This window comes from Pseudomonas sp. zfem004 (assembly GCF_032621715.1).
GTDB classification, from domain to species: Bacteria; Pseudomonadota; Gammaproteobacteria; order Pseudomonadales; family Pseudomonadaceae; genus Aquipseudomonas; species Aquipseudomonas sichuanensis.
Genome location: NZ_JAVYJF010000002.1, coordinates 292,108 through 307,159, shown reverse-complemented (window position 1 = coordinate 307,159; position 15,052 = coordinate 292,108). Strand labels below are relative to the sequence as shown.

General features: G+C 65.3%; 17 protein-coding genes. 7 read left to right on the top strand and 10 right to left on the bottom strand.

The features are described 5' to 3' along the window. Window positions 1–195: 195 nt before the first annotated feature. Genes RTH46_RS03660 through lptM form a run of 6 tightly spaced genes read right to left on the bottom strand, consistent with a single transcriptional unit; the run spans window position 196 to window position 4,794 of the window. Window positions 196–891, bottom strand: a complete 696-nt coding sequence (locus RTH46_RS03660) for an HAD family hydrolase (RefSeq protein ID WP_316905063.1) — start codon at window positions 889–891, stop codon at window positions 196–198. Then, on the bottom strand, window positions 888–1,787 hold the full coding sequence (gene xerC, locus RTH46_RS03655) for a tyrosine recombinase XerC (protein WP_153787528.1): 900 nt from the start codon (window positions 1,785–1,787) through the stop codon (window positions 888–890). Before xerC ends, RTH46_RS03660 begins: the two co-directional genes overlap by 4 nt. Next, window positions 1,787–2,485, bottom strand: coding sequence for a DUF484 family protein (locus RTH46_RS03650; RefSeq protein ID WP_125857046.1), 699 nt, complete (start codon window positions 2,483–2,485; stop codon window positions 1,787–1,789). The genes xerC and RTH46_RS03650 overlap by 1 nt, the downstream gene beginning before the upstream one ends. A gap of 13 nt (window positions 2,486–2,498) precedes the next feature. Continuing rightward, entirely contained in the window at window positions 2,499–3,329 is an 831-nt protein-coding gene (gene dapF / locus RTH46_RS03645; protein WP_153787527.1) for a diaminopimelate epimerase, read from the bottom strand. Between the two features lie 4 nt (window positions 3,330–3,333). Then, on the bottom strand, window positions 3,334–4,581 hold the full coding sequence (gene lysA, locus RTH46_RS03640; protein WP_153787526.1) for a diaminopimelate decarboxylase: 1,248 nt from the start codon (window positions 4,579–4,581) through the stop codon (window positions 3,334–3,336). 9 nt (window positions 4,582–4,590) lie between these two features. After that, entirely contained in the window at window positions 4,591–4,794 is a 204-nt protein-coding gene (gene lptM / locus RTH46_RS03635; protein WP_153787525.1) for an LPS translocon maturation chaperone LptM, read from the bottom strand. Between the two features lie 273 nt (window positions 4,795–5,067). Here lptM and cyaY point away from each other — a divergent pair, with 273 nt between their 5' ends. The 3 genes from cyaY (at window position 5,068) to rnk (ending at window position 6,186) form a co-directional block, all read left to right on the top strand. Then, window positions 5,068–5,400 (top strand): iron donor protein CyaY, encoded by a 333-nt coding sequence (cyaY, locus tag RTH46_RS03630; protein WP_153787524.1) that lies wholly within the window; start codon window positions 5,068–5,070, stop codon window positions 5,398–5,400. A gap of 1 nt (window position 5,401) precedes the next feature. Further along, window positions 5,402–5,620: a DUF1289 domain-containing protein gene (locus tag RTH46_RS03625; RefSeq protein ID WP_153787523.1), complete on the top strand. Its 219-nt coding sequence runs from the start codon at window positions 5,402–5,404 to the stop codon at window positions 5,618–5,620. 155 nt (window positions 5,621–5,775) lie between these two features. Continuing rightward, window positions 5,776–6,186, top strand: a complete 411-nt coding sequence (rnk, locus tag RTH46_RS03620; protein ID WP_153787522.1) for a nucleoside diphosphate kinase regulator — start codon at window positions 5,776–5,778, stop codon at window positions 6,184–6,186. Between the two features lie 15 nt (window positions 6,187–6,201). Here rnk and RTH46_RS03615 read toward each other — a convergent pair whose 3' ends face one another. The 3 genes from RTH46_RS03615 to RTH46_RS03605 form a co-directional block, all read right to left on the bottom strand. Next, window positions 6,202–9,063 carry a class I adenylate cyclase gene (locus tag RTH46_RS03615; RefSeq protein WP_316905062.1) on the bottom strand — a complete coding sequence of 954 codons (2,862 nt, stop codon included), beginning with the start codon at window positions 9,061–9,063 and terminating at the stop codon, window positions 6,202–6,204. Window positions 9,064–9,223: 160 nt separating this feature from the next. Then, window positions 9,224–9,469 carry a TIGR02647 family protein gene (locus RTH46_RS03610; RefSeq protein WP_153787520.1) on the bottom strand — a complete coding sequence of 82 codons (246 nt, stop codon included), beginning with the start codon at window positions 9,467–9,469 and terminating at the stop codon, window positions 9,224–9,226. Window positions 9,470–9,520: 51 nt separating this feature from the next. Then, window positions 9,521–9,823: a hypothetical protein gene (locus tag RTH46_RS03605; RefSeq protein WP_110996528.1), complete on the bottom strand. Its 303-nt coding sequence runs from the start codon at window positions 9,821–9,823 to the stop codon at window positions 9,521–9,523. A gap of 145 nt (window positions 9,824–9,968) precedes the next feature. Between RTH46_RS03605 and RTH46_RS03600 the strand changes: the two genes are divergently transcribed. Continuing rightward, window positions 9,969–10,631: a glutathione S-transferase gene (locus RTH46_RS03600; protein WP_316905061.1), complete on the top strand. Its 663-nt coding sequence runs from the start codon at window positions 9,969–9,971 to the stop codon at window positions 10,629–10,631. A gap of 94 nt (window positions 10,632–10,725) precedes the next feature. Here RTH46_RS03600 and argH read toward each other — a convergent pair whose 3' ends face one another. Next, entirely contained in the window at window positions 10,726–12,120 is a 1,395-nt protein-coding gene (argH, locus tag RTH46_RS03595; protein ID WP_153787518.1) for an argininosuccinate lyase, read from the bottom strand. 298 nt (window positions 12,121–12,418) lie between these two features. On the opposite strand from argH, the gene RTH46_RS03590 reads away from it, so the two are divergent. From RTH46_RS03590 to RTH46_RS03580, 3 genes are all read left to right on the top strand, one after another. Next, window positions 12,419–13,165: a LytR/AlgR family response regulator transcription factor gene (locus RTH46_RS03590; RefSeq protein WP_153787517.1), complete on the top strand. Its 747-nt coding sequence runs from the start codon at window positions 12,419–12,421 to the stop codon at window positions 13,163–13,165. Window positions 13,166–13,333: 168 nt separating this feature from the next. Continuing rightward, a complete protein-coding gene (hemC, locus tag RTH46_RS03585; protein WP_153787516.1) occupies window positions 13,334–14,275 on the top strand; it encodes a hydroxymethylbilane synthase in 942 nt (313 codons plus the stop codon). Continuing rightward, window positions 14,272–15,039: a uroporphyrinogen-III synthase gene (locus tag RTH46_RS03580; RefSeq protein WP_153787515.1), complete on the top strand. Its 768-nt coding sequence runs from the start codon at window positions 14,272–14,274 to the stop codon at window positions 15,037–15,039. Before hemC ends, RTH46_RS03580 begins: the two co-directional genes overlap by 4 nt. Window positions 15,040–15,052: the final 13 nt, after the last annotated feature.

Genomic DNA, 15,052 nt, shown 5'->3' with positions numbered 1-15,052 from the left:
ATCGATACCAAAATGCTGCGCTACCTTCCTGAAGCCATTGTTGCCTTCTAGGTAGGCGCTGATGGCTATGAGCTTGAAGCGCTCGGTGTACTTGCCCATAAATCCCCCAAGGGTTGGATTGGTGTCCAACTTCTTGGGGGCAGTCCAATTTGTGGGAGCCGGCTTGCCGGCGATTGGGCCGCAAAGCGGCCCCGGTCAGCGCCAGCGGGCGAGTACGTCGGGCAACTGCGACAACCGCTGAATCTCGGCATCCGGCGCTTGCTCGCCCGCCCAGGCCTTGTGCTGTGGGTTGAACCACACCGCGCGCAACCCGGCCCGTTGTGCCCCGGCGATGTCGTCGCCTGGGTGGTCGCCGATGTGCACCGCCGCCCCTGCGTCCACGCCACCCAGTTTCAGGGCCTCCATGAACGGTGCCGGATCCGGCTTGCCTACGCCCAGATCCTCGGCGCACAGTGCAAAGCGGAAGTAGTCCGCCAGCCCGAGCCGGCGCACGTCGGCGTTGCCATTGGTGACCACCCCGAGCGTGTACTGGTGGCGCAGGATCTCCAGCACCGGCTGTACCTCGGGAAACACCTCGACCTGGTGCCGCGCATGGAGAAACACCTCGAAGCCTTCGTTGGCCAGTTCCTGGGCGTGCTTCTCGCTGTAGCCGACCTCTTCCAGGGCGTGGAACAGCACACGCCTGCGCAGGGCGCTGATGCGGTGTTTGAGGCCGGGCTCGACCTGCACCAGGCGCTCACGGATGGCGAACAGGTGCTCGACCGGCACCGCGCCAAGCACCGGTGCATTGGCGGCGAGCCAGTCGCGCAGGACGATCTCGGCAGTGGCGATGACTGGCGCGGTGTCCCACAGCGTGTCGTCCAGGTCGAAGGTGATCAGCTTGATGCTCATGAGTCTGTGCCTTTGCTGCGTTTGGCCCGAGGGTGGGCGCTGTCGTACACCGCGGCCAGGTGCTGGAAGTCCAGGTGGGTGTAGATCTGCGTGGTACTGATGTCGGCGTGGCCGAGCATTTCCTGTACCGCGCGCAGGTCCTGGGACGATTCCAGCAGGTGGCTGGCGAAGGAATGGCGAAGCATGTGCGGATGCAGGTGCTGGCCAAGCTCGCGCTCGCCGGCGGTCTTGACCCGCAGCTGAATGGCCCGCGGGCTGAGGCGCTTGCCCTGGCGGGTGATGAACACCGCGCCGTCCCGGGGCCCGCCGATGCCACGCAGGCGCAGCCACGCCTGCAGCGCCTCGCGCGCCTTGCGTCCGACCGGCAGTACGCGGCTCTTGCTGCCCTTGCCTTGCACCTGTACCAGCCCGGCGGCCAGGTCGAGGTACTCGAGGTCGAGGCCGGCCAGTTCCGACAGGCGCAGGCCGGAGGAGTAGAACAGTTCGAGGATGGCCTGATCACGCCGGGCGATGAAGTCATCGTCGACGCCGCCATCGAGCAGCTGCAGCGCGCGGTCGGTGTCGAGCACCTTGGGCAGGCGCCGCTCGCCCTTGGGGGGCGCCAGGCCATCGGCCGGATCGTGCTGGCACAGGCCTTCGCGGTTGAGGTAGCGGTACAGCCCGCGCACCGCCGAAAGCAGGCGTGCCAGGCTGCGTGAGGACTGCCCGTGATGGTGCTGGCGCGCCACCAGTTGGCGCATTTGCTGGACTTGCAGCGCCGGCCAGCCGCCAATGCCTTGGCTGTTGCAGTAGGCAATGACCTTTTCCAGGTCGCGGCGGTAGGCCAGCAGGGTGTGTTCGGACACCTGGCGCTCGTTGCGCAGGTGCGCGCAATAAGCCTCCAGCTGGGTTTCCATCAGCGCACCGAGCGTAGCGTCTGGGTGAAGCGCGGCACCACGCGGCCCAGCACTTCGGCGATGTAGCTGAGGAACAGGGTGCCGACGCTGCTCTTGTAGTGCTGCGGGTCGCGGCTGCCGATCGCCAGCACGCCATGCAGGCCCTGGTACTCGAGGGTGGCCACGGCGCTGGAACCGACTTCCTTGTGCTGGTCATTGCCGAACAGGAAGGCCAGCTCGTGCTCGCGCAGGCTGCCGCTGATGGTCTTGCCGCCACCGATCAGCCCGCCGATGGCCTGCTGGGCCTCGCTGCCGGACACCCAGCGGCCGACCGGCGCGGCGTTCTCGCCGAACAGGATCAAGCTGACGAAGGGCACCTTGAACTCCTGGCGCAGGCTGTCTTCAACGGCCATCACCACTTCTTCCAGGCTGCCGGCATCCAGCAGGTCGAGGATCAGCCGGCGGGTCTTGTCGAACAGCCGGTCGTTGTCGCGGGCCACGTCCATCAGTTGCGACAGGCGATGGCGCATTTCGATGTTGCGGTCACGCAGCAGCTTGAGCTGGCGCTCCACCAGCGACACGCTGTCGCCGCGCTGGTGGGGGATGCGCTGCTCGATCAGCAGCTCGTCATGCTCGGCGAAGAACGTGGGGTGGGCGCGCAGGTAGGCGACCACCGCGTCGGCGTCGAGCTCGGGTACAACGTGCGGCTGTTCAGTCATGGCGGCTACTCGCTTAAAGACGAACCTGTCCTTCGAATACACGTACGGCCGGGCCGGTCATCAATACCGGCTGGCCGGGGCCAGCCCACTCGATGCTCAGGCGCCCGCCGGGCAGGTCGATGGTCACCGGCGAGTCCATCCAGCCCTGGGCGATGGCCGCGACGGCGGCGGCGCAAGCGCCGGTGCCGCACGCCTGGGTCTCGCCCGCGCCGCGCTCCCACACCCGCAGGTTGGCGCGGTGGCGGTCGATGACCTGGATGAAGCCGGCATTGACCCGCTGCGGGAAGCGCGGATGGTGCTCGATCTTCGGTCCCAGTTCATGCACCGGCGCGCTGCGCACGTCATCGACGCGCAGCACCGAATGCGGGTTGCCCATCGACACGGCAGCGATCTGGTGCACCTGGCCGTCGACTTCCAGCGGGTAGCTCGAAGCCTGCTCATCGGCGATGAACGGGATGTCGGCCGGGACGAAACGCGGCGGGCCCATGTCGACACAGATCTGGCCGTCGTTGCGCACGTCCAGCTCGATGATGCCGCTCTTGGTTTCGACGCGGATACGTTTTTTCGCGGTCAGGCGTTTGTCCAGCACGAAGCGGGCGAAGCAGCGCGCGCCGTTGCCGCATTGCTCGACCTCGGAGCCGTCGGCGTTGAAGATCCGGTAGCGGAAGTCCACGTCCGGATTGTTCGGCGCTTCGACGATCAGCAGTTGGTCGAAGCCGATACCGGTGTTGCGATCACCCCATTGCTTGGCATGCTTGGGCTGGATATGCGCGTGCTGGCTGACCAGGTCGAGGACCATGAAGTCGTTGCCAAGCCCGTGCATTTTAGTAAAGCGCAGCAGCATGGGTTCACTCCGGCAGCAGGCTTTCGCCGGCGAACAGTTCAGCGATGGTTTCGCGGCGACGCACTTCGAAGGCCTGGTCGCCATCGACCAGTACTTCGGCGCAGCGGCCACGGGTGTTGTAGTTCGAGCTCATGACGAAACCATAGGCGCCGGCGGACTGCACGGCCAGCAGGTCGCCTTCGGCCAGGTTCAGCACACGGTCCTTGCCCAGGAAGTCGCCGGTCTCGCAGATCGGTCCGACCAGGTCGTAGGCCCGGCCTTCACCTTCACGGGGCCTGACCGCACTGACGCCCATCCAGGCCTGGTACAGGGCTGGGCGGATCAGGTCGTTCATCGCCGCATCGATGATGGCGAAGTCCTTGTGCTCGGTGTGCTTGAGGTATTCCACGCGGGTCAGCAGCACGCCGGCGTTGGCCACGATGTAGCGGCCCGGTTCGAACACCAGGGCCAGGTCACGGTCGCCGACGCGTTCGCGGATGGCCTTGATGTAGTCGGCCACCAATGGCGGCTGCTCATCGCGGTAACGCACACCGACACCGCCGCCCAGGTCCAGGTGGCGCAGGTGGATGCCGCATTCGGCAAGGCGATCGACCAGCACCAGCAGGCGGTCCAGCGCATCGAGGAACGGCTCGACGGTGGTCAGCTGCGAACCGATGTGGCAGTCGACGCCGACCACTTCCAGGTTTGGCAACTGCGCGGCGCGCACGTAGATGGCTTCGGCATCGGCGATGGCGATACCGAACTTGTTCTCTTTGAGGCCGGTGGAGATGTACGGGTGGGTGCCGGCATCGACATCCGGGTTCACCCGCAGCGACACCGGGGCCACCTTGCCCAGCTCGGCGGCTACCACTTGCAGGCGCTCGAGCTCGTCGGTGGATTCGACGTTGAAGCAGTGCACGCCGACTTCCAGGGCACGACGCATGTCTTCGCGGGTCTTGCCGACACCGGAGAACACCACGCGATCGGCCCGCCCGCCGGCTGCCAGTACGCGCTCCAGTTCACCGCCGGAGACGATGTCGAAGCCCGAACCCATCCGCGCCAGCAGGTTCAGCACGGCGAGGTTGGAGTTAGCCTTGACCGCGAAGCAGACCAGGTGCTCGACACCCTGCAGGGCATCGGTATAGCTACGGTACTGGGCCTCGATGTGGGCGCGCGAATACACGTAGGTGGGGGTACCGAAACGCTCGGCGATGGCTGTCAGGCCCACCCCTTCCGCGAACAGCTCGCCGCCACGGTAGTTGAATGCATCCATGGGATTTCCTTACTGCGCGGGAGTCTGCTCGGGCTGCTCCAGCTCGTCTTGCTGTTCGGCCGGCTGGGCGTGCTTGTGCTGCTGGTGCGACTTGCTCGGGCCTTTGCCGTCCTTGCCGTCTTCCGGCAGGTACAGGGGGCCCTTCTGACCGCAGGCCGAAACGAGGCAGGCAACCGCGACCAGCGCCGCGAGGGAGGAAATCAGGCGCTTCATTGGTGAAATCCTTTGAAATAAGCAGTATTGCGCCCGAGTATACCGAGCGACCACCCGATTGCCTATGCAAGGACCGGCCCGCCGGGCGGCGTTATTCTTGAGCTTTCGGTGCCGCTCCTGCGCGGGTAAACCCGCGCCCACGGGAGCGTTGTGGGGGCGGGTTTACCCGCGAAGGGGGCCGCCCAGGCATCCGCTAGTCTTTGCATTCAACTGCTGGCGCCCGTATCTTCCCCGCCTTGCTTGCAACACAGTCATTTTTCGAGGTCCATGCACATGAGTTTGAGCGAAGCGCGTTTCCACGACCTGGTCGACGCGACCCAACAGGCCCTGGAAGACCTGTTCGACGAGAGCGGTCTGGACCTGGACATGGAAAACTCTGCCGGTGTCCTGACCATCAAGTTCGACAACGGCAGCCAGCTGATCTTCAGCCGCCAGGAGCCACTGCGCCAATTGTGGCTGGCGGACAAGTCCGGCGGTTTCCACTTCGACTACGACGAAGAGAACGGCAAGTGGACCTGCGAGAAAACCGAGGAACTGCTCGGCGAGATGCTCGAACGCATCGTCTGGGAACGTGCCGGCGAGAAGCTGGACTTCGACGAAATCTGATATGAGCAGCCAGCCTCGGCCCCCTAAGCCGCTGTACAGCAATGTCAGCCCTGCCGTGCCGTCACCCTGCATCAGCGTGTGCCGCCTCGATGAACACAAGGTCTGCACCGGCTGTCATCGCCATGTCGAGCATATCCGCGAGTGGCGTGCGGCCGACGACGACCGGCGCCGGCAGATCTGCCGCGAGGCCCTGGCCCTGAAAGCGCAGGCCCAGGCATAACCCTATTGATGCTGCGGGCTTGAGTATTTGCCCTGCTGTGGTAGTGTCGGGTCTTGCGTCGGTGACGCCACAGCATTCACAAACCCCGCCCTTGGGCGGGGTTTTGCTTTATCTGCCTCAAGCAAATTGCCTGTTCAAAGGAGTCTGACTGGATCATGAGCACCAAGCCTTCCCTCACCCTCACCCGATTGGACGTACAGCGTCTCGAGCGCCTGATCGACAGCCTCGATGAAAGCACCCCGGGTGTGCTCGCCCTGCAGGACGAGCTGGACCGCGCCGAACAGGTGGTCGGTCACGAAGAGGTGCCGGCTGGCGTGGTGACCATGAACTCGCGCGTGCACTGCCGCGAGATCGCCAGCGGCAAGGACTACCACCTGACCCTGGTCTATCCGAAGGACGCCGGCCCGGAAGGCAATGTTTCCATCCTGGCGCCGATCGGTTGTGCGTTGCTGGGGCTGTCGGTGGGTGACCAGATCGACTGGCCGGCCCCCGCTGGCAAGACCCTCAAGCTCGAACTGCTGGCCGTGGAATACCAGCCGGAAGCGGCGGGTGATTTCGACCTCTGACGCAGGCCTTGGGCCTCAGGGCTCCAGCGCCGCCTGCAGTTGCTCCAGGCCATCGTTCAAGGCTTGCTCGAGCTCGCGCTTGTAGCGCAGGCACAGGCTCGTCGAACCTGGGTCGTCGCCCAGCAGATCGGACAGGTCCAGGTCGGTGATGTAGCAGCGGTAGCTGCTGGCGCCGTGGCGCTGGCGCAGGATCTGCCGGGCGACCACGGCATACAGCTGGTCGCCGTGTTCCAGCTCGGAATACTCCTGCTGATCGCAATAGAGCGTGACGTGCACGGCGCCGCCCGCACCGCCCTGCACAATCGCCTGGACCTCGTAGTAAGGCTGGCTGCGGCCGTCCAGCGGCGCCTGGCGTGGCTCCAGGCTGCGAGCCTTGCCCAGGCCTGAAGGCAGCAACTGGCAATAGGTGATCTCCAGCGCCGCTTGCTGCAGGCTCTCCAGTGGCAGTTGGGCATCGCGGCGGATCACCATCGACTGCAAAAAGCGATGCAGTGGCAACAACAGGTGATGCTCGTCCTGCAGCGCCACGCGCTGCTGCCACAGCACGTTGTGCTCATCCAGCACATACAGGTCGGCCCAGCCATCGAGCAGGCGGTAGAACACCTGGATACAGCCTGGCCGGCCTTGCTCCAGGACCAGCGGCAGGTCGTGGTCCTGCAGCGCGTTGGTGTCCAGGTGCAGTGGGCTGTAGGCGCTGCGGACCTCGCCCAGCGCCGCCAGCACGGCATCGTGGCCGTCGAGGGTAGCCAGGCTGACCTGCCCCGGCAGCAGCTCCAGCACATGGGTGTGCTGGGCCACCTGCAACAGGTAACGGTGGTTGAGGCCTTGGTCTAGCAGCCGTTGCGCGGTCGCGAAGATCTCTTCTACCCGTTGACCGATGGCCTGGGCGCGGTTGTGACAGTAGCAGCGCACCCGCAGCCGCGGGCGGTGGCCACGCCGGCCAAGGCTGTTGAGGTGGTCACGCAGGCAGCGCATCAGGGCATGCTTGCCGTCATAGCGCTGCACCAGCACCTCGTTCCAACTGTTGAGGGTGATCTGGTCGAGGGTCAGCACCAGGTTTTCGCGCACCCCGGCGTAGCTGAGCGAGTCGGTGCGCTCGGTGGTCATCAGGATGTTCAGGTCGCGGTGGTGGCGCAGCGGGTCGACACCGACGTTGACCAGCAAAAGGATTTCGTCGGCCACGCTCGGTTGCAGCAGGCGAGCCTCACTGACCGTCTCCAGCGGCAGCACGATGCTCTGCTGCAGGCTGCCGATCAGGTTGAACAGCTCGAAATCATTGAGATCGCTTACCCCCGGGTGCAGAGCAATCCGCGTGCTGCTGTCGATCACCCCGTTGCGGTGGGCCCAGGTGAGCAGTTCGAGCAGTTCGCGGCAGCGCTTGATCGGGCTGAAGTGCTCCCATTCGTGCACCCCCAGGTTGCCGTTGTACAGCCCCCAGTGATGCGTGCCGGGCTCCTTGCGGTTGGCCGACTGCACCAGGGTCAGGGTGTCTTCGGCCAGGTCCGGGGCGATACCCGGGTTGATCACTTCGATCTTCCCGGCGCGGCGTTCGAAGGCGGCGTACAGGCGCCGGCCGAGCACGTTGAGTTCGCGCGGGTCGGCGCGGCTGTCGGCCTGTTGGGTGCGGGCAAACTCACTGAGGAAGCGGTAGCTGTGGTTGAGTTCGGCCACCAGCTCACGGCGCTCGACGGCCACCTGGCGCACCTTCCATTGGCTGCGGCTGTCGAGCAGGGCCAGTTGGCGCTCGTCCCAGCCCCACTCCTCGGCCAGCTTCGCCAGCAGGCGGCGTTGCCAGCCACCGCTGCGCGAGGCGAGGTTGCTGAGCTTCTTGTTCACTTTCAGGTACAGGCTGCGCCGCACCCGTTCCAGGCGGGCGGTTTCGCCGCGTTGCAGCAGGTAAGCTTCGATGCGCCGGTAGACCATCACGTAGGGGTCGAGCGCGTCCAGCTCCAGCTGGTTGGCGAACACCGCCTGCTTGAAGTCCAGGCTCAGGCAGCGCACCTGTGGGTGTTCGCTGGCGTAGACCTCGGTGAGCAGCAGCTTGAGCAGCGACTTGTAGGGCGAGTCGATGCCCTTGAACAGCTGCCACAGCCCGGCGCCCACGTATTCCTCCTGGGGAATGTGCGCCAGGTGGCCCAGGTCGATATCGTCACGGGCCCGAATGAAGCGCTTGGACAGCAAGGTCTGGGTGTAGTCGCGGTAGTTGTGCTCCTGGTAGACCGGCACCAGCCACCACAGCGGGGTGCGCCCGGCCAGCCAGATCGCAGTGCGGTAGAACTCGTCGAGCAGCAGGTAGTGCTGGGTGGTGCCGCAGTCGTCCGAGCTGAGCCGGCTGTCACGCGCGCCCTGGACGAAGCCCTGCGCATCGATCAGGAAGCAGTGCACCTCGGCCCCCTGGCTGGCCGCCCAGGCCTCGAGCAGCTGGCATTTGCGCCGCAATTCGCCCAGGGCCTGCTCGCTCAGGTCCGCGGCGTGGCACACCCACACATCCATGTCGCTTTGCTCGGCCTGGGCCAGGGTGCCCAGGCTACCCATCAGGAACAGCCCGTGGATCGGTTGCGGTGGGTTGCCGTGGCGGGCCTTGTAGGTGAACGAGCGGGTCAGGCGCTGGGCTTCGGCCAGCAATTCGGCATCGGGTTCGAAGCCCGAGACACCGGCGGGCGTGGTACCCGATACATAGCCTGGCAGCAGTGGATGGTTGACGTGGAAGAACAGCGGCAACAGCGTGATGACCTGTTGCTGGCGCGTCGACAGCCCTTCCATGGCTCGCCCCAGGCGCCCCTGGCTGACCTTCAGGAAGCGCGCACGCAGCCGCGACAGCTCCTTGCGGTCGATGCCTTGGGCGATGTCGGGGCGAATTTCGTGAGGGTGGTTCATTGCGCACTCAGGCGGGCTGCGGAGCAGTGGCGAGTTTAGCCTGAGTGATGCGGTCGGATAAGGGGTTGGTGGCTTTTTGGCGTCAGATTTACAGCGCCTGTTTGCGGCATATCGCGGGGCAAGCCCGCTCCCACGAGACGTGAGGGCGGGCTTGGCGAAATCAGGCCGGCTGTGGCGCCTTGAGGATGGTCAGGAGCAACTGGACGCTTTCGGCGGCATCGTTGCCCAGGCTGGTGAGGTAGCCACCATCCGGCTGGTCGGTGAGCTCTTTTTCATACAGGCGCTGGGCAGCGGCGATAAGGGCGGGGGAGGCATGGCTGCCAACCTTGATGCCTTCCTGGTGATTGCCCAGGTTGAACAGGGCGAGTACTTCCAGTTCGGCGATCAGTTCGGGGGTGAAGGACATAGGGCGACTCCTGACTTCCAGACAAGGATGAAGTCAGGAGTGTAGTCAGGGTTACTCGATGTCGCCTTGATCCGCCTCAGGAGGCAGCTCCGGCAAAGCGCGCAGGGCGGTTTCGTACCACTCGGTGTCGAACGCACGGTCTTCGTCGAGCATGGCGTCGATCTCGATGGCCAGCACGTGGGCCATGAGGTTGAGGATGTCTTCACGCTCGTAGCCGACCAGGGTCAGCTTGTTGAACGTGGCCTTGGCCGCGGGCGGTTCGCCGCTTTCGATCTGGTTTTCGATGGCCTGGGTCAGTGTGGCCTCGGCGAAGTCTTCTTCATCATTGCTGTCGATGTCTTGGGGTTCGCTCATGGCGGTGCTCCTGTGGTGAGGTGCACAGTGTGCCATGCCCGCTTCGGCAATGCCCGGCCATCGACCGCGCCCATGACGCTGGCCATGGTTGGGTAAGGGCGCTATAACAGCCCGGCCATCCCCACACGGCCTGGAGGCTGTCTCAATGCTCAAGCTTCATGGATTCGCGGTCAGCAACTACTACAACATGGTCAAGCTGGCGCTGCTGGAGAAAGGCTTGCCGTTCGAAGAAGTGCTGTTCTTCGGCGGCCAGGCGCCCCAGGCCCTGGCGGTGAGCCCGCGCGGCAAGGTGCCGGTGCTGGAGACCGAGCATGGTTTTCTCAGCGAGACCGGTGTGATCCTCGACTACATCGAGCAGACCCAGCCCGGCAAGGCGCTGCTGCCCGCCGATGCCTTCGGCCAGGCCAAGGTCCGCGAGCTGCTCAGGGAAATCGAGCTGTATATCGAGCTGCCGGCGCGTACCTGCTACGCCGAGGCGTTCTTCGGCGCGGCGGTGGAGCCGCTGATCAAGGAGCGGGCGCGGGCCGACCTGCTGGCAGGCTTTGCCACCCTCAAGCGCAATGGCAAGTTCGCGCCTTATGTGGCGGGTGAGCAGCTGACTATCGCCGACCTGATGTTCGCCTTCTCGGTGGACCTGGCTTGTCTGGTGGGCAAGAAGGTGCTGAACATCGATTTCCTGGAGGACTTCCCGCAAGCGAAGGCGCTGCTGCGGTTGCTGGGCGACAACCCGCATATGGCGCGGATCGTGGCGGACAAGGACGTGGCGATGCCGGCGTTCCTGGAAATGGTTAAAAGCGGCAAGCGCTAAGGCCGGAAACGATCGCGGGGCATGCCCGCTCCCACACCTTTCATAGAAGGCGTGGGAGCGGGCATGCCCCGCGATTGGTCCTACGGCTAATCGCTTAACGCGAAGCCAGCAACGCCTTGCCGCGCACCACGGCTGCACGCACCTGCGCCGGCGCGGTACCGCCGATGTGGTTACGGGCATTGACCGAGCCTTCCAGCGTCAATACGGCAAACACGTCCTGCTCGATCTGGTCGCTGAACTGGCGCAGCTCGTCCAGGCTCATTTCGGCCAGGTCCTTGCCAGTGTCGACGCCATATTTCACGGCATGGCCAACGATCTCGTGGCAATCACGGAACGGCAGGCCACGGCGCACCAGGTAGTCGGCCAGGTCGGTGGCGGTGGAGAAGCCGCGCAGGGCCGCTTCACGCATGATCGCGTGCTTGGGCTTGATCGCCGGGATCATGTCGGCAAAGGCGCGCAGCGAGTCGCGCAGGGTGTCGGCGGCGTCGAACAGCGGCTCTTTGTCTTCCTGGTTGTCCTTGTTGTAGGCCAGCGGCTGGCCTTTCATCAGGGTCAACAGGCCGGTCAGGGCGCCGAACACACGGCCGCTCTTGCCACGCACCAGCTCGGGTACGTCCGGGTTCTTCTTCTGCGGCATGATCGAGCTGCCGGTGCAGAAGCGATCGGGCAGGTCGATGAACTGGAACTGGGCGCTGGTCCACAGCACCAGCTCTTCGGAGAAGCGCGACAAGTGCATCATCGCGATGCTGGCGGCAGCGCAGAATTCGATGGCGAAGTCGCGGTCCGAAACGCCGTCCAGCGAGTTGCCGGCCACGGCTTCGAAGCCCAGCAGCTTGCAGGTCAGTTCGCGGTCGATCGGGTAGGTGGTGCCGGCCAGCGCAGCGCTGCCCAGGGGCATGCGGTTGGCGCGTTTGCGGCAGTCGACCAGGCGCTCGTAGTCACGGCTGAGCATTTCGAACCAGGCCAGCAGATGGTGGCCGAAGGTCACCGGCTGGGCGGTCTGCAGGTGGGTGAAGCCGGGCATGATGGTCTCGGCTTCGCGCTCGGCCTGCTCCAGCAGGCCCTGCTGCAGGCGGGTGATCTCGGCCAGGATCAGGTCGATCTCGTCGCGCAGCCACAGGCGGATGTCGGTGGCTACCTGGTCGTTGCGGCTACGGCCGGTGTGCAGCTTCTTGCCGGTGATGCCGATGCGGTCGGTCAGGCGTGCCTCGATGTTCATGTGCACGTCTTCCAGGTCGACGCGCCAGTCGAAACTGCCGGCCTCGATCTCGCCCTGGATGGTCTTCAGGCCATCGATGATGGTGTCGCGCTCGGCATCGCTGAGCACGCCGACCTGCGCCAGCATGGTGGCGTGGGCGATCGAACCCATGATGTCGTGGCGGTACAGGCGCTTGTCGAAATCGACCGAGGCGGTGAAACGGGCGACGAAGGCGTCGACGGGCTCACTGAAGCGGCCGCCCCAGGACTGATTGGTCTTGTCGGTGCTCATGGATTCACTCGTTGAAGGCGTGAACGAAAAAAGTGCCGCGATCATAGCAGGGTTGCGCCCGCCACCGCAGGGGCGCTGGTCGAGAGAATCGTCTGATAGGGCGGGTGCATGGCAGATTCAACGATTGAACGGCAGTGTTCCACGGACCGTCTACAGTTGGACAAAGGACTGGCGGTGAATCTGCCAGGCCAGTGAATCTTTGGCCTTCGCACCGGTCTGTAGCGTGACCGCTTACCAGTCACCCCACACCTGTCTACGCTATACCCGTGCGAGACTCACTCAGGAATCCAGCGCAATTATGAATGTCCTGATCGTTGATGACGAACCCCAAGCCCGCGAACGCCTGAGCCGGCTGCTCGGCGAGCTGGAGGGCTACACCGTGATGGAGCCCAGCGCCACCAACGGCGAGGAGGCCCTGGCATTGATCGAAAGCCTCAAGCCCGACGTGGTGTTGCTCGATATCGGCATGCCGGGCCTCGATGGCCTGCAGGTCGCCGCGCGGCTGTGCGAGCGCGAGGCGCCGCCTGCCGTGGTGTTCTGCACCGGCGATGATGAATACGGCAGCCAGGCTTTCAAGGAAAGCACCCTCAGCCATGTCGACAAGCCGATCCAGCCCCAGACCTTGCGCGACGCGCTGCGCCGCGCAGAAAAACCCAATCGCGCCCAGTTGGCGGCCTTGACCCGGCCTGCCGGTGAAACCGGCGGCCCACGCAGCCACATCAGTGCCCGCACGCGCAAGGGCATCGAGCTGATCCCCCTGCCGCAGGTCATCTATTTCATCGCCGATCACAAGTACGTCACCCTGCGCCACGAGGCCGGCGAGGTCCTGCTCGATGAACCGCTCAAGGCGCTGGAGGACGAGTTCGGCGAGCGCTTCGTGCGTATCCACCGCAACGCCCTGGTGGCCCGCGAGCGCATCGAGCGCCTGCAACGCACGCCGCTTGGGCATTTCCAGCTCTATCTCAAAGGCCTGGACGGCGACGCGCTGACCGTCAGCCGGCGCCATGTGGCCGGCGTGCGCAAGATGATGCAATCGCTGCACTGAGACCTTCCCGATTCTTTCGCGGGTAAACCCGCTCCCACAGGATTGATCGCAATCCTGTGGGAGCGGGTTTACCCGCGAAAGGGCCAGCACGGATTGCTGATCTGAATCTGCGGGCACAACTGGAGGAGCTGTTATCATCAGCGGCATTTCTCTGGCTCGGGGCGTTTCATGTCCACTCGCGAAATCCGTATTGCCACCCGTAAAAGTGCCTTGGCCCTGTGGCAGGCCGAATACGTAAAAGCCCGCCTGGAGCAGGCCCACCCTGGCCTGCTGGTCACCCTGGTGCCGATGGTCAGCCGCGGTGACAAGCTGCTCGACGCGCCGCTGGCGAAGATCGGCGGCAAGGGCCTGTTCGTCAAGGAACTGGAAACCGCCCTGCTCGACAACGAAGCCGACATCGCCGTGCACTCGATGAAGGACGTGCCCATGGACTTCCCCGAAGGCCTGGGCCTGTACTGCATCTGCGAGCGTGAAGACCCGCGCGATGCCTTCGTTTCCAATACCTTCCAAAGCCTCGACGCCCTGCCGGCCGGCAGCATCGTCGGCACCTCCAGCCTGCGTCGCCAGGCCCAGTTGCTGGCGCGCCGCCCCGACCTTCAGATCCGCTTCCTGCGCGGCAACGTCAACACCCGCCTGGCCAAGCTCGACGCCGGCGAGTACGACGCCATCATTCTCGCCGCCGCCGGCCTGATCCGCCTGGGCTTCGAGGACCGCATCACCGACACCATCAGCGTCGACGACAGCCTGCCGGCCGGTGGCCAGGGTGCGGTGGGCATCGAGTGCCGCAGCGCCGACAGCGAGATCCATGCGCTGCTGGCGCCGCTGCACCATGTCGATACCGCCGACCGGGTGGTTGCCGAACGTGCCCTGAACAAGCGCCTGAACGGTGGTTGCCAGGTGCCCATCGCCTGCTACGCGGTGCTCGAGGGCGAGCAGTTGTGGCTGCGTGGCCTGGTCGGCCAGCCATCCGGCGGCACCCTGCTGGTGGCCGATGCCCGCGCCCCGCGCGCCAACGCCGAGGCGCTGGGCGTGCAGGTTGCCGAGGACCTGCTCGGCCAGGGCGCCGAGGCGATCCTCAAGGAAGTCTACGGCGAGGCCGGCCACCCGTGAGCCCCTGGCGCCTGCTGCTGACCCGCCCTGAAGAGGACTGTGCGGCACTGGCGCAGTCACTGGCAGAGGCGGGCATCGCCAGTGCCAGCCTGCCGTTGCTGGCGATCGAAGCGATAGAGCCGGACACGGCGCAGCTCCAGCGCCTGCGCGGCATCGCCCAGGTGCAGGCGATCATCGTGGTGAGCAAGCCGGCTGCGCGCCTGCTGCTCGAGCAGCTCGACCAGGCCGGCATCGTGCCACCGCCTGCGGGCTGGTTCACGGTGGGCGAGGCGACGGCGCGAGTCCTCCAGGGCCGCGGGCTGCAGGTAACCTTCCCGGCGAGCGGCGATGACAGCGAGGCCTTGCTTGGCCTGCCGGCCCTGCGCGAGGCCATCGCTCGGCCTGTGCCCCGTGTCTTGATCGTCCGTGGCGTGGGAGGTCGCGAACTGCTGGCCGAGCGTCTTGCGGAGCAAGGTGCTAGTGTCGATTATCTGGAACTGTATCGCCGCTGCCTGCCGCACTATCCGGCGGGCACGCTGGCGCGCCGCGTCGATGGGGAACGCCTCAATGGCCTGGTGGTCAGCAGTGGGCAGGGTCTTGAACACTTGCAGCAGATAGCGGGAACGGACTGGCCACGGCTTTCATGCCTGCCCTTGTTCGTGCCCAGCCCGCGGGTCGCCGAACAGGCCCGCGCGTTGGGCGCCCGACAGATTGTGGATTGCCGTGGCGCCAGTGCCGCGGCCTTGCTGGCAGCCGTGCAGCGAACCGCTGTACCTGCCCCTTAAGGCGCTAAGCTTG